At 68.8% G+C, this 14,043-nt stretch carries 12 protein-coding genes; 6 read left to right on the top strand and 6 right to left on the bottom strand.

Features of this window, described 5'->3' with window-relative positions:
• Window position 1: 1 nt before the first annotated feature.
• The 4 genes from P2P98_RS16045 to zapE form a co-directional block, all read right to left on the bottom strand.
• The gene (locus tag P2P98_RS16045) at window positions 2–517 is read right to left on the bottom strand and encodes an ASCH domain-containing protein (protein WP_275801213.1); all 516 of its coding nucleotides are present in this window, start codon (window positions 515–517) and stop codon (window positions 2–4) included.
• Window positions 518–539: 22 nt separating this feature from the next.
• Window positions 540–1,049: a type II toxin-antitoxin system PemK/MazF family toxin gene (locus tag P2P98_RS16040; RefSeq protein WP_275801212.1), complete on the bottom strand. Its 510-nt coding sequence runs from the start codon at window positions 1,047–1,049 to the stop codon at window positions 540–542.
• A gap of 123 nt (window positions 1,050–1,172) precedes the next feature.
• On the bottom strand, window positions 1,173–2,447 hold the full coding sequence (locus P2P98_RS16035) for an ammonium transporter (protein WP_058595677.1): 1,275 nt from the start codon (window positions 2,445–2,447) through the stop codon (window positions 1,173–1,175).
• A gap of 169 nt (window positions 2,448–2,616) precedes the next feature.
• A complete protein-coding gene (zapE, locus tag P2P98_RS16030; protein WP_275801211.1) occupies window positions 2,617–3,654 on the bottom strand; it encodes a cell division protein ZapE in 1,038 nt (345 codons plus the stop codon).
• A gap of 120 nt (window positions 3,655–3,774) precedes the next feature.
• Between zapE and P2P98_RS16025 the strand changes: the two genes are divergently transcribed.
• Both P2P98_RS16025 and P2P98_RS16020 read left to right on the top strand, forming a co-directional pair.
• On the top strand, window positions 3,775–4,677 hold the full coding sequence (locus P2P98_RS16025; RefSeq protein WP_058595675.1) for a sulfurtransferase: 903 nt from the start codon (window positions 3,775–3,777) through the stop codon (window positions 4,675–4,677).
• Window positions 4,678–4,711: 34 nt separating this feature from the next.
• Window positions 4,712–5,152: a SufE family protein gene (locus P2P98_RS16020; RefSeq protein WP_275801209.1), complete on the top strand. Its 441-nt coding sequence runs from the start codon at window positions 4,712–4,714 to the stop codon at window positions 5,150–5,152.
• Between the two features lie 28 nt (window positions 5,153–5,180).
• On the opposite strand, the gene P2P98_RS16015 is transcribed toward P2P98_RS16020, so the two are convergent.
• On the bottom strand, window positions 5,181–6,353 hold the full coding sequence (locus P2P98_RS16015; protein ID WP_275801208.1) for an alpha/beta fold hydrolase: 1,173 nt from the start codon (window positions 6,351–6,353) through the stop codon (window positions 5,181–5,183).
• Window positions 6,354–6,435: 82 nt separating this feature from the next.
• On the opposite strand from P2P98_RS16015, the gene P2P98_RS16010 reads away from it, so the two are divergent.
• From P2P98_RS16010 to P2P98_RS15995, 4 genes are all read left to right on the top strand, one after another.
• Window positions 6,436–7,032 (top strand): DUF3000 domain-containing protein, encoded by a 597-nt coding sequence (locus P2P98_RS16010; RefSeq protein ID WP_081317253.1) that lies wholly within the window; start codon window positions 6,436–6,438, stop codon window positions 7,030–7,032.
• On the top strand, window positions 7,025–8,221 hold the full coding sequence (locus P2P98_RS16005; RefSeq protein WP_275801205.1) for an HRDC domain-containing protein: 1,197 nt from the start codon (window positions 7,025–7,027) through the stop codon (window positions 8,219–8,221). The genes P2P98_RS16010 and P2P98_RS16005 overlap by 8 nt, the downstream gene beginning before the upstream one ends.
• Window positions 8,222–8,292: 71 nt before the next feature.
• Window positions 8,293–9,501 carry a thiolase family protein gene (locus P2P98_RS16000; protein WP_275801203.1) on the top strand — a complete coding sequence of 403 codons (1,209 nt, stop codon included), beginning with the start codon at window positions 8,293–8,295 and terminating at the stop codon, window positions 9,499–9,501.
• On the top strand, window positions 9,498–11,636 hold the full coding sequence (locus P2P98_RS15995) for a 3-hydroxyacyl-CoA dehydrogenase NAD-binding domain-containing protein (protein ID WP_275801201.1): 2,139 nt from the start codon (window positions 9,498–9,500) through the stop codon (window positions 11,634–11,636). Before P2P98_RS16000 ends, P2P98_RS15995 begins: the two co-directional genes overlap by 4 nt.
• Before the next feature lie 330 nt (window positions 11,637–11,966).
• Here P2P98_RS15995 and dxs read toward each other — a convergent pair whose 3' ends face one another.
• Window positions 11,967–13,916 (bottom strand): 1-deoxy-D-xylulose-5-phosphate synthase, encoded by a 1,950-nt coding sequence (gene dxs, locus P2P98_RS15990; RefSeq protein ID WP_275801199.1) that lies wholly within the window; start codon window positions 13,914–13,916, stop codon window positions 11,967–11,969.
• Between the last annotated feature and the right edge of the window lie 127 nt (window positions 13,917–14,043).

The following is a 14,043-nucleotide window of genomic DNA, read 5'->3' as shown; positions in this document are numbered from 1 at the left end:
ATCAATGCCCGCCGTCCCTGTGCTCCGGCGGCCACGCCACCGTGAAGCGCTCGAACACGATCTCGTCGTCCTTCTCCGACCACTCCCGCCCGAGCGCTGCGGAGATACGCGTCCAGTATCGACGATGCTCCTCCCGCCAGCTCTCGAGGGACCGGTCGTCCTCGCCCTCGTCGAACGCGAATCGCGCGTCCGCGCTCTCGAAGACGCCCAGACGCATCTCGGTCGTCCGCAGGATGGCTCGGGGCGCGCCTCGGCCGTCGCAGGCGATCCAGTGCGATCCGATGCGCGGGAGGGGTTGTCCCTCGGCGATGTACTCCGCGATGAGCGACGAGGTCGCACGCTTCTCCCCCTCGAGAACGTGCGCGAGCAACTCGTCGGCCAGTCTCTCGGAGTCACCGAAGTGCTCGACGGTGTACTCGGGGCAGGCGGCGACGGCGTCGGGATGGGCGTCGGCGTACTGCTGCCACATCCGAGCCGCGGCGGCGGTGTCGACGACGATGGGTGAAATGGTGCTCATTCACCCATCCTGACAGCCGTGGTCAGCCGCGCTTCCACCCGTAGCGGGCTGTCAGCGCGGCCGCGACCGTGTCGAAGCGCCCCCGATCCAGGGCTGCGGCTTCTCGACGCATGCCGGCATCGTGCACGAGGTACAGCTGCTCGATGTCGACCCACGAGGGACGCCGCTGCGGGTCCCACTCCCCCGTGCCGAGGGACAGGTACTGCCGATCGCCGTCGTGCGGCTTGCTGGTCAGCCGTACGGCGTACGAGCGGGTGGCATCCGCCCGTCCGATGACGAGGACGGGACGATCCTTGCCTTGCCCGTCGCGCTCTTCGTACGGCACCCACGTCCAGACGATCTCTCCCCCGTCCGGCGCATTGTCGCGCTGCGGGGCGTACGAGATCGTGAGGCGGCGCGGCGGCTCGATTTCGAGCGTCTGGGCGTCGGCTGGCGCCGTGACGGCTCGTGCGGGCGCAGAGGCCGGCCTGGCCGGTGCCGTCGAGCGGAACATCCCGAGGAAAGCCGACACGAGACGAGAGGTGGTTCCCATTCCCCCACCCTAGGCATCCGCGGACTCGAATCCGACGGAGCGCAGCGCACGGCAGCGCGGGGCGAAAACGAGAGACGGGGCGCCACCGACGAATCGGTGACGCCCCGTCCGGGGTGAGGATGCTCAGGCGCGAGCGTCGGTCAGGACGTAGCCCTCTTCACCGTGAACCACGGTGTCGATACCGGCGATCTCGTCCTCGTTCTTGACGCGGAAGCCGATCGTCTTCTCGATCGCGAAGCCGATGACGAAGGCGAGAACGAACGAGTACACCAGGACTGCGAGGGCGGCGATCGCCTGCACCAGCAGCTGGTTCAGCGAGCCGCTGTAGATGAGGCCGGTGGTGTTGGCGAAGATGCCGAGGTACAGCGTTCCGAGCAGACCGCCGACGAGGTGGATGCCGACCACGTCGAGCGAGTCGTCGAAGCCGAGCTTGAACTTCAGCTCGATCGCGAGGGCGCAGACGGCACCGGCGACGAGACCCAGCACGATGGCCCAGATCGGCGTCAGTGCGGCGCACGCCGGGGTGATCGCGACGAGACCGGCGACGGCGCCCGACGCGGCACCCACGGAGGTGGGCTTGCCGTCCTTGATCTTCTCGACGATCAGCCAGCTGAGCAGGGCTGCTGCGGGAGCGGCGATCGTGTTGACGAAGGCCAGGGCGGCGGTGCCGTCAGCGGCGAGCTCGGAGCCCGCGTTGAAGCCGAACCAGCCGAACCACAGCAGACCGGCGCCCAGGAGCACGAACGGCGGGTTGTGGGGGACGTGGGCGCCCTTCTGGAAGCCGACGCGCTTGCCGAGGACCAGAGCGAGGGCGAGGGCGGCGGCACCGGCGTTGATGTGGACCGCGGTACCACCGGCGAAGTCGATCGCACCGACGCCGAACACGTCCTGCATACCGTGGGTGATCCAGCCGCCGTAGGAGAACGAGCCGTCCTCGGCGAGACCGAAGTTGAAAACCCAGCTGGCGACGGGGAAGTAGACGACCGTCGACCACACGAAGGCGAAGATCATCCAGGCGCCGAACTTGGCGCGATCGGCGATGGCGCCCGAAACCAGGGCGACGGTGATGATGGCGAAGGTGGCCTGGAAGGCGACGAAGGCCAGCGGCGGGTACGCGGCGCCCTCAGGCGTCTCGAGGACGCTGGCGAGACCGAACTCGTTCCAGTCGATCATCCAGGGAAGCTGGGTGACGCCGGCGTCGGTCGCCGGGAAGGCGATCGCGTAGCCGTAGAGCACCCACAGCACGCCGATCAGGCCCATCGCGCCGAAGCTCATCATCATCATGCTGATAACGCTCTTGGCCTTGACGAGACCGCCGTAGAAGAATGCGAGTCCTGGCGTCATGAGCAGCACGAGGGCGGCTGCTAGCAGGATGAATGCGGTGTTGCCTTGATCCATCTCGGAGGAAACCTCTCTGCAGGGACGCAGGTGTAGCGTCGGGTCCCCCCAGTGTTCCCAGCCCCGGTTTCCATCTCCGTTCGAGAGGTGTTACGGGGACGTTACGGAGATCGGCCTCACGTAAACATCGCGTTTCGCGCGGCCGAGAGGCGCAGATGAGGACGCTGGATCACGAGTGTGTAAGGGCGACGAGCCGCGACGTGGCGCGCAAGTACTTCTTGCGGTACCCGCCCGCGAGCATCTCGTCGCTGAAGACCGTGTTCAGCGGGACGCCGGTTGCCCGGATCGGGATCTGCGCGTCGTACGCGCGGTCGATGAACGCGACCAGACGGAGGGCGGCCGACTGGTCGTGCAGAACCTGCACGTCGCGCAGCCCGATCGTGTCGACCCCGTCGATCAGTCGGATGAAACGCGAGGGGTGCACGCGGGCCAGGTGACCGACGAGGTCGGAGAACGCATCATCGGATGCCACTCCGGCTGAGGCCGCGGCATCCATCGCCTGACGGTACTCGTCGTCGCCGAGCACCTTCGCCTCGCCGTCGATCGCACGCTGACGGAAGTCGGTCCCGTCGATGCGGATGGTCCGGAAGCTGTCCGCCATCGACTGGATCTCGCGCAGGAAGTCCTGCGCCGCGAAGCGTCCCTCGCCGAGGGCGTTGGGCGGGGTGTTCGACGTCGCCGCCAGACGGGTTCCGGATGCCACGAGCTCCCCGAGCAGTCGCGTCATGACCATCGTGTCGCCCGGGTCGTCGAGCTCGAACTCGTCGATGCAGAGAAGATCGCTCCCGCGGAACAGTTCCACGGCCTTGGCGTAGCCGAGCACGCCGACGAGTGCGGTGTATTCGATGAACGATCCGAAGTACTTCCGGCGGGCCGGCATCGCGTGGTAGATCGACGCGAGCAGGTGCGTCTTGCCGACGCCGAAGCCGCCGTCGAGGTAGACCCCGGGCTTGACCGGCGCGACCTTCTCGGCGCGACGGAAGAACCCGCCCTTCTTCGCCGGGCTCGACTGCTTTCCGGCGAACGCCTGAAGGAGTTCTTTGGCCTCCTGCTGCGAGGGGTAGGCATCGTCGGCCCGATACGACTCGAAGGTCGCGCCGTCGAACTGCGGCGGCGGGACGAGGGCGTTCACCATCTCGGCACCGGTGACGGCGGGCTCGCGCTCCGTCAGGTGGATGAGGCCGGTCGTGGCGGGAGTGGAGGTCATGGCCGTCCTGTGTCCGAGTCTTACGGGATGGGTGCGTGCCCCATGCCGCGGATCTAGGGTCGATGGTGCGGTGTCCACCCTATGCCGCCGCACCCCCTGCCCCGACCGAGGAGATCTCCCGTGACCGTCGAGTTCGACACCAGCTCCCCCAAGTTCGCCGACTACGCCGAGCCCGGCCGTCTCGTGACCGGCGAGTGGCTCGAGCAGCGGCTCGGGCAACCGGGTCTGGTCGTCGTCGAGTCCGATGAGGACGTGCTCCTCTACGAGACCGGGCACATCCCCGGTGCGGTCAAGGTCGACTGGCACACCGAGCTCAATGATCCCGTCGTGCGCGACTACCTCGACGGCGAGGGCTTCGCGAAGCTGCTGAGCAAGAAGGGCATCGCGCGCGACGACACGGTTGTCATCTACGGCGACAAGAACAACTGGTGGGCCGCGTACGCGCTGTGGGTGTTCTCGCTCTTCGGGCACGAAGACGTTCGCCTCCTCGACGGCGGCCGCGACAAGTGGATCGCCGAGGGGCGCCCTCTCACGACCGAGCCGACCACCCGCGAGCCGGTCGAGTACCCGATCGTCGAGCGCGACGACGCATTGATCCGCGCTTACAAGGACGACGTGCTCGCGCACCTCGGCAACCCGCTCATCGATGTGCGCTCCCCCGAGGAGTACTCGGGCGAGCGCACCTCCGCTCCGGCGTACCCCGAAGAGGGGGCTCTCCGCGCGGGTCACATCCCGAGCGCCCAGAGCGTGCCGTGGGCCAAGGCCGTCGCCGAAGACGGCGGCTTCAAGTCGCGCGAAGAGCTGGATGCCATCTACCGCGACGGCGCGGGCCTGAAGGACGGCGACAAGATCGTGGCGTACTGCCGCATCGGCGAGCGCTCGAGTCACACCTGGTTCGTGCTGAAGCACCTCCTCGGCTTCGAGGACGTCCGCAACTACGACGGCTCGTGGACCGAGTGGGGCAGCGCCGTGCGTGTGCCGATCGTCTCGGGATCGGAGCCCGGCGAGGTGCCCTCGCGCTGAGCCCGGCGTTCGCGGGCGTGGGAGGATGACGGAGATGTCCGAGAACACCCTCCCCGCCCGCCTGGCCGAGATCCGCGACGAGTTCCTCGAGCTCGACGAGCCCGACCGGCTGCAGCTCCTGCTGGAGTTCTCGCAGGAGCTCCCCGCGGTGCCGGCCGAGTACGCCGATCACCCCGAGCTGCAGGAGCGGGTGGCAGAGTGCCAGTCGCCGGTGTACATCATCGTCACGGTCGACGACGCTGATCGCGTCGCGATGCACGCCACGGCACCCGCCGAGGCCCCGACGACGCGCGGTTTCGCGAGCATCCTGGCGCAGGGACTGACCGGGCTGTCGGCCGACGAGGTCCTCGCCGTTCCCGACGACTTCCCGCAGAGCATCGGCCTCACCCGAGCGGTCAGCCCGCTGCGGATCGCGGGCATGACGGGCATGCTCATGCGCGCGAAGCGTCAGGTCGCCGCCAAGCGGGGTGCCTGAACGCTGTGCCTGAGCACGGCGGCATCCGTCACTCTTCGGACGCGAGTCCCTGCCGCCGTACCCAGTCCTGGATCACGCGGGTGAAGCGCGTCTCGTCGTAGTTCCACAGCTTCGTGTGGCGCGCCACCTCGAACGTCTCCATCGTGACGAGGTCGGGGCGAGCCTCCGCGAGGGCGTGCGAAGCGTCGCTGGGCACGAAGCCGTCATCGTCGCTGTGGAGGATCAGGACCGGATGCCGCAGGTCGTCCGCGTGGGCGACACGGTCGAGACGGTCGAGGGGGATGGCCTCGCCGCGGACCAGGCGGGCACCCCAAGCGGAGTCGAGGATGCGCTCCGTCAGACCGAGGACCGGGCGGGGCAGCTTGAGGAGACGGCTCTGATAGCGCAGAACCGTGCGCCAGTCGACGACGGGTGATTCCAGGACGAGTCCCGCGATCAGGTCTCGATGCGTCGAGAAGGCTTCGGTCTGGAGGCACATCGCGCCGCCCATCGACCACCCCATGAGGATGACGCGTCGCGCCCCGTGCGCCGCGGCGTACTCGATCGCGGCATCGACGTCGCGCCACTCGGTCGCGCCGAGCGCGTAGGTGCCGCTCGCGCTCTGCGGCGCCTCCCCGTCGTTGCGGTACGACACCGCGAGAGCCGTGATACCGAGGGCGTGGAAGACCGGGATGGCGCGAAGCGTCTCGGCGCGCGTCGTCCCTCGACCGTGGACCTGGATGACCCAGACACCGGACCCCTCGTCGCTGGACTCCTCCCCGCCGGACTCCTCGTCGGCGGGGAACTCCCACGCGGGGCAGGCCCCGACGGGGGTCTCGATCTGCACCGACCGGTACGGCAGTCGGAGCTGATCGGGTTCGTCGTAGTACCAGCCGCTGAAAGCCGCCTCGGCGGCGATGCTGTCGTCGGCGGCGACCTGGGTGAGGAGTTTCCGGGTGACGGTTGCGCCGTCGTCGGCGACCACCGACCCCAGCCGCAGATAGTCGGTGGTTCCAACGGTGAAGAGCCCGTACCGTCCCGGTAGGGCGGTGTCATCGGTGCGGTCGAGCGTGACCGTCTGCGCGGCGGTGTCGAGCGAGACGATCCGCGTGTTGGGAACTCGACCCGCGGGTGTGATGACGGTACGAGCCATGCGGAGCGAGACGGCACTCAATGCGGTGAGGCTCGCCCCGAAGGCCATCGCGAGAGTCGCGATCCCCACGCGTGCGATCGATACGGTTCGTCGCGAGGGGCCGGGCCGCGCGGCGCGCCTGGGAGCGTTCATCGAGGCCTCACTCTAGTCTGTGGCCGTGACTGACCTGGGCTCACCCGAGGCGTCGACCCCTTTCGCCCGGGCGATGGAGGAGGTGCGCGCCGCCACGTTCCGTGACGATTTCGTCGTGCGCGAGATCCCCTCCCCTGCCGGCCTGGCGCCCCACTCCCTGGCGTTGGCGGGCGATGTCCGTCCGGAGGAACACTCGACCGACTCGCCTTTCGGCACGGGGCGTTTCATCCTGCTGCACGATCCGGACGAACCCGATGCGTGGGGCGGCGCGTGGCGCGTGGTGTGCTTCGCGCAGGCGCCGCTGGAGCCCGAGATCGGCATCGATCCCCTCCTCGCCCAAGTGGCGTGGTCGTGGCTCATCGATGCTCTCGACTCGCGCGGCGCCGAACGGCACTCCGAATCGGGCACCGCCACCAAGACCCTCTCGACCGGTTTCGGGGCCCTCGCGTCCCAGGGCGAGGGGTCGCAGATCGAACTTCGCGCGTCATGGTCGCCGCGTGGTCCCATCCGCCCCCATCTCGACGCGTGGGCGGAACTCGTGTGCATGCTGGCCGGCCTCCCCCCGGGGTCGGAGGGCGTCGCCGTCTTCGGAGCCCGGAGGCCCACCCGTGGTTGAGTACAACGTCATCGAGGATGCCGCCGGACTGGCGTCGGCATCCGATCGCCTCGCTGCGGGTACCGGTCCGGTCGCGGTCGACGTCGAGCGTGCATCGGGATTCCGCTACTCGCAGCGCGCGTACCTCATCCAGGTGTTCCGTCGGGAGGCGGGCGTCTTCCTCTTCGACCCGTCGACGATCGAGGACTTCTCGCCGCTGCAGGCCGCGATCGCAGACATCGAGTGGGTGTTCCACGCGGCCAGTCAGGACCTGCCGTCGCTGCGCGAGCGTGGTCTCGAGCCCCCGCGCATCTTCGACACCGAGCTGGGCGCGCGACTGCTCGGACACGAGCGCGTCGGTCTCGGCGCTGTCGTCGAGCAGACGCTGGGCATCACGTTGGCCAAGGCCCACTCGGCGGCGGACTGGTCGACCCGTCCACTCCCGGCATCCTGGCTCGAGTATGCCGCCCTCGACGTCGAGCACCTCATCGACGTCCGGGACGTGCTGGTGGCCGAGCTCGACGAGCAGCAGAAGACCGAGTTCGCGCGGCAGGAGTTCCAGGCCGTCCTCGACCGCCTGCCCAAGCCGCCGCGCGAAGACCCGTGGCGGCGTATGAGCGGGCTCCACACGGTGCGCGGTCGCCGAGCTCTCGCGGTGGCCCGTGCGCTCTGGTGGGCCCGCGAGGAGTACGCCCGCGAGCAGGACGTCGCCCCCGGCCGACTCGTGCCCGACCGCGCACTTGTGGCCGCCGTGCTCGCGGATCCCGCGAGCAAGCAGGCGCTCGCCGGCGTCAAGGAGTTCAACGGGCGGGCCAGCCGTACTCAGCTCGATCGGTGGTGGAACGCCATCGTGGCGGGCCGCGAAGACACCGAGTTGCCGCCGGACCGTGTCCCCAGCGACACGCTTCCGCCGCCCCGCGCGTGGGTCGATCGCAACCCCGAGGCCGATCGTCGTCTGAAGGCGGCGCGACCCGCCGTCGAGGCGCGCGCCGAAGAGTTGCGGATGCCGACCGAGAACCTCCTCACCCCCGAGACGCTTCGTCGGGTGGCCTGGGCTCCGCCCGCCGAGGTGACCGTCGAGACCATCGGGGCGGCTCTCGCCGAACTCGGTGCGCGACCCTGGCAGATTGACCAGACCGCACAGGTGATCGCGGATAGCTTTGTAGCTTCCCTCAAAGTCGACGACGACGGGTCTGGCGCGGATTCGTAGGTTCGGACAACCGATTCCTCGCGGGGAATCCGCCTTCCTAGGCTGGGGTCATCCCAAACTTTGGAGGCAGAGTGGCCGAGATGACGGACGTCTTCTTCGTCGACGGAATGCGCACCCCCTTCGGGCGCGCCGGCGAGAAGGGCATGTACTGGAACACCCGCGCGGACGACCTGGTCGTCAAAGCGATCATCGGGTTGATGGAGCGCAACGGCGACGTGCCGAAGGACCGCATCGACGACGTGGCGATCGCCGCGACGTCGCAGACCGGTGACCAGGGTTTGACCCTCGGTCGCACCGCGGCGATCCTCGCGGGGCTCCCGATGACGGTGCCGGGTCTCGCGGTCGAGCGCATGTGCGCCGGCGCCATGACCAGCGTCACCACGATGGGTGCCTCGATCGGCGTCGGCATGTACGACCTCGCTCTCGCGGGCGGCGTCGAGCACATGGGTCGTCACCCCATCGGGGGAAACGTCGACCCCAACCCGCGCTTCGTGGCCGAGAAGCTCGTCGACCCGGGCGCGCTCAACATGGGCGTGACGGCGGAGCGCATCCACGACCGGTTCCCGCACCTCACCAAGGAGCGCGCCGACCGCTACGGTGCAGCGAGCCAGCACAAGGTGCAGGCCGCCTACGAGGCCGGGAAGATCCAGCCCGACCTCGTGCCGGTGGCGGTGAAGGATGCCGACGGCGCCTGGGGTCTCGCGACCGAGGACGAGGGTCGCCGCCCCGAGACCACTGTCGAGGGTCTCGCGACGCTGAAGACGCCGTTCCGCCCGCACGGCCGCGTCACCGCCGGCACCTCGTCGCCCCTCACCGACGGCGCCACGATCAGCCTGCTCGCGGGTGCTGACGCCGTGAAGGAGTTCGGTCTCACCCCGAAGATGCGGATGGTGTCGTTCGCGTTCGCCGGCGTCGAGCCCGAGATCATGGGCATCGGCCCCATCCCCTCGACCGAGAAGGCCCTCAAGAAGGCCGGGCTCACGATCGACGACATCGGCCTGTTCGAGCTGAACGAGGCGTTCGCCATCCAGGTGATCTCGCTGCTCGATCACTTCGGCATCGCCGACGACGACCCGCGCGTTAACCCCTGGGGCGGTGCGATCGCCGTCGGCCACCCGCTCGCGGCATCCGGAGTCCGTCTCATGATCCAGCTCGCCGCGCAGTTCGCCGAGCGTCCCGACGTGCGCTACGGCCTCACCGCCATGTGCGTGGGCCTCGGCCAGGGCGGCTCCGTCATCTGGGAGAACCCGTTCTTCGACGGAAAGAAGAAGCGCAAGTGACCGACTACACCTCGATCGACTTCAGCCCTCTCGACGCTCTCACCGGTGACGAGGTGGTGACCCACTCCCCCGTCCGTGATGTGCGGCTGCCCTCGGGCAACGTCCTCGCTCTCATCACGCTCGACAACGGCCGCGACCACACGCGTCCGAACACGCTGGGGCCGGCGACGCTCGCCGAGCTCGGCGAAACCCTCGCGACCCTGAAGCATCGTGCGGCGGCGGGCGAGATCCACGCCGTGGCGATCACCGGCAAGCAGTACATCCTCGCCGCCGGTGCCGACCTGTCCGACGTCGCCAAGCTGCCGTCGAAGGACGTCGCCCGTCTCATCGCGCAGCGCGGGCACCAGGTCATCGGCTCGCTGTCCGACCTCGGCGTCCCGTCGTTCGCGTTCGTCAACGGGCTCGCGTTGGGCGGCGGTCTCGAGATCGCGCTGAACTCGACGTACCGCACGGTCGACGCGTCGGCCGCGGCGATCGCGCTGCCCGAGGTGTTCCTCGGGATCATCCCCGGCTGGGGAGGCGCCTATCTGCTGCCGAACCTCATCGGCATCGAGAACGCGCTCGAGGTCGTCATCTCGAACCCGCTCAAGCAGAACCGCATGCTCAAGCCCCAGCAGGCGTTCGACCTGGGGATCATGGATGCCATCTTCCCGGCGGCCTCCTACCTGGAGGACTCGCTGCGGTGGGCGGACGGCGTGCTCACCGGTCGCGTCCGCGTCGAGCGCAAGAACGAGCCCGGCAAGCTCGAGCGCCTGACCAAGTGGCCGATCGCGATCAAGATGGCGCGCGGCATGCTCGAGTCCAAGATCGGCACCGTGCCCCGCTCTCCCTACGTCGCGCTCGACCTGCTCGACAAGGCCAAGAGCGGCACGAAGGCCGAGGGGTTCGCCCGCGAGGACGAGGCGCTTGCCGACCTCATCACGGGCGATCAGTTCGCGGCATCCATGTATGCCTTCGACCTCGTGCAGAAGCGCGCGAAGCGTCCGGTCGGGGCTCCCGACAAGGCCTTGGCGAAGAAGGTCACGAAGGTCGGTGTCATCGGCGCGGGACTCATGGCGTCGCAGTTCGCTCTGCTGTTCGTGCGGAAGCTGCGGGTGCCCGTCGTCATCACCGACCTCGACCAGGGTCGCGTCGACAAGGGCGTGGCATCCATCCGGGAGGAGATCGGCAAGCTCGAGGCGAAGGGCCGGCTCGACGGCGACACCGCCAACCAGCTGCGCGCCCTCGTGCACGGCACGACCGACCGCTCGGAGTTCGCGGACTGCGACTTCGTGATCGAGGCCGTGTTCGAAGAGGTCGGGGTCAAGCAAGAGGTGTTCTCGGCCATCGAGAAGATCGTCGCGGAAGACGCGATCCTCGCCACCAACACCTCGTCGCTCTCGGTCGCCGAGATCGGCTCGGTGCTGCAGAACCCGGAGCGGCTCGTCGGCTTCCACTTCTTCAACCCCGTCGCGGTCATGCCGCTCATCGAGGTCGTGAAGACGGATGCCACCTCCGACGCCGCCCTGTCGACGGCGTTCGTCGTCGCGAAGGGGCTCGGCAAGAACGCCGTGCTCACCGCCGACGCGCCCGGGTTCGTCGTGAACCGGCTGCTGGCCAAGGTCATGGGTGAGGCCGCGCGGGCGGTGTACGAGGGCACCCCGATCACGGTGGTGGAGAAGGCGTTCGCGCCGCTCGGGCTGCCGATGGGACCATTCCAGCTCATTGACCTGGTCGGCTGGAAAGTCGCGGCCCACGTACAGGACACCATGGCCGGCGCCTTCCCGGAGCGGTTCTTCGCGTCCGAGAACTTCCACGAGCTTGCGGCGCTCCCGGAGGTCGTCGAGAAGGACAAGGGCGGCCGCGTCACCGGCTGGACCAAGGCCGCACAGAAGGTTCTCGTCACCGGCAAGACGCCCGTCGCGCCCGAGACGATCCTCGCCCGCGTGCAGGACGGCCTCGCGCAGGAGATCAAGATCATGCTCGACGAGGGCGTAGTCCCCGAGGTGCAGGACATCGACCTGTGCCTCATCCTCGGCGCGGGCTGGCCCTTCATCGACGGCGGGGCCTCGCCCTACCTCGACCGCGAGGGGGCCTCGGAACGCGCCTTCGGCGACACGTTCCACCACCCGCCCATCCGCGGCATCGGAGCCTGAGGCGTTCTGTCACGACGGCGTCGTCCCCGCGGGGGCGGCGCCGTCGTCGTTCGTGCGGCCGTCACGAGGACAGGCTGAGCGACGAGGACAGGGTGTCTGCTGCGGTTTCAGCCTGTTTCCGTCGCCTTTCCTGTTCTCGTGGCTGCGAGGGTGCGCGAGGCGCGCCCGCGGCACGACCACGAGGACAGGCCGTGCGACGAGGACAGGCCGTTTGCTGAGGTTGCAGCCTGTTCTCGTCGCCTCCCCTGTCCTGGTGACCGCGATGGGTGCCGAATATGCAGAACAGGCCGGGATATCGGCATCCCGGCCTGTTCGCGGTCGCTCACGCGCCTACGGGCGCGACTTCTCCCACTCCTCGATCGTGGGGATCGAGCCGGTGGGCGTCTGCCGCGCCATCGGGATGCGCGTGCCGAGCACCTGCGCCACGACATCGTGGGCGATCTTGGATGCGGTAAGACCGGCATCCTCGAGGATCTGCTCGCGCGTGGCGTGGTCGATGAACTCGTCCGGGATGCCGAGCTCGTCGACCGCCGTGTCGACACCGGCCTCGCGCAGGACCTGGCGCACGCGGGTGCCCACTCCACCGACGCGGATGCCGTCTTCGATGGTGATGACGAGACGGTGTTCGCGCGCGAGGTCGACGATCGACGGCTGCACGGGAATGGCCCAGCGCGGGTCGATGACGGTCGCGCCGATGCCCTGCGCCTTCAGCCGCTCCGCGACCTCGAGAGCCAGGTGCACCATCGGGCCGATACCGACGAGGAGGACGTCGGGGCTCGAGCCTCGGCTGAGCACGTCGACACCGTCGTGCATGCGCTCGATCGCCTCGACGTCGGCGTTGACCTTGCCCTTGGGGTACCGCACGACCGTGGGAGCGTCCTCGATGGCCGTGGCCTCGCGGAACTCCTCGCGCAGGCGAGCCGCGTCGCGCGGCGCGGCGATGCGGATACCGGGGACGAGCTGCAGCATAGCGAGGTCCCAGATGCCGTGATGGCTCGGGCCGTCCGGGCCGGTGACCCCCGCGCGGTCCAGCACGAACGTGACGCCCGCCTTGTGCAGGGCGACGTCCATCATGACCTGGTCGAAAGCCCGGTTCATGAACGTGGCGTAGATCGCGACGACGGGGTGCAGGCCGCCGAAGGCCAGACCCGCGGCCGATGCGACCGCGTGCTGCTCGGCGATGCCGACGTCGTACACCCGCTCGGGGAAGCGTTCGGCGAACTGCTGCAGGCCGGTCGGGCGCAGCATTGCGGCGGTCATGGCGATCACGTCTTCGCGCTCGGCGCCCACCGCGACCAGCTCTTCGGCGAACACATCGGTCCACTGCGTACCACCGCCGGAGCCCACGGCCTCACCCGTGACCGGGTCGATCTTGCCCACGGCGTGGAACTGATCGGCCTCGTCGCTCATGGCGGGCGCATAGCCGCTGCCCTTGTCGGTGATCGCGTGGACGATCACGGGAGCGCCGTAGGACTTGGCGAGCTCGAGCGTCTCGATGAGCGACTCGAAGTCGTGGCCGTCGATCGGGCCGAGGTACTTGATGTCGAGGTTGCTGTAGAGCGCCTCGTTGTTGGTGAAGCGCGAGAGGAAGCCGTGGGTGCCGCCGCGGACGCCGCGGTAGACCGCGCGAGCGGCGGGCCCCAGACGGCGGAACAGGGTGTCGGAGCCGCGGTGCAGCGTGCGATAGGCGTCGTTCGTGCGCACACGGTTGAGGTAGCGCGCCATCCCTCCGATTGTCGGCGCGTACGAACGGCCGTTGTCGTTGACGACGATGACGAGGTTGCGATCGTTGTCGTCGCTGATGTTGTTCAGCGCCTCCCACGTCATGCCACCCGTGAGCGCGCCGTCACCGACGACGGCGACGACGTGACGATCGCGGCGCCCCGTGCGACTGAAGGCCCGTGAGACGCCGTCGGCCCAGCTGAGTGAGCTGGAGGCGTGGGAGGACTCGACGATGTCGTGTTCGCTCTCGGATCGTTGCGGGTATCCGGCGAGGCCGCCGCGCGAGCGCAGGTTCGCGAAGTCCTGACGACCGGTGAGCATCTTGTGCACGTAGGACTGGTGCCCCGTGTCGAAGATGATCGGATCGGCCGGAGAGTCGAACACCTTGTGGAGGGCGATCGTCAGCTCGACGACGCCGAGGTTCGGACCGAGATGTCCGCCGGTCCGCGAGACGTTCTCGACGAGGAAGGCACGGACCTCCGCGGCCAGTTGGCGCAAGTCGTCGGTGCTCAGGTCGTCGAGGTCACGGGGGCCGTGAATGCCGGGTAGGAGAGCCATAAGACTCCTCTCGTGCGGTGCGCGCGGGAACGCGCGAACGTGTTGATTCTAGTCTCGGGGGCTGGTGGGGGCCCGGCAACGGCTTGCGCCCGGGGTCCGCATGCTCTCTCGACGATGAGCGGCGGAG

This window comes from Microbacterium sp. Kw_RZR3, assembly GCF_029222405.1.
Lineage (GTDB): Bacteria > Actinomycetota > Actinomycetes > Actinomycetales > Microbacteriaceae > Microbacterium.
Note: the sequence above shows the minus strand (reverse complement) of the source record. Positions and strands in the feature narration are given on the sequence as shown.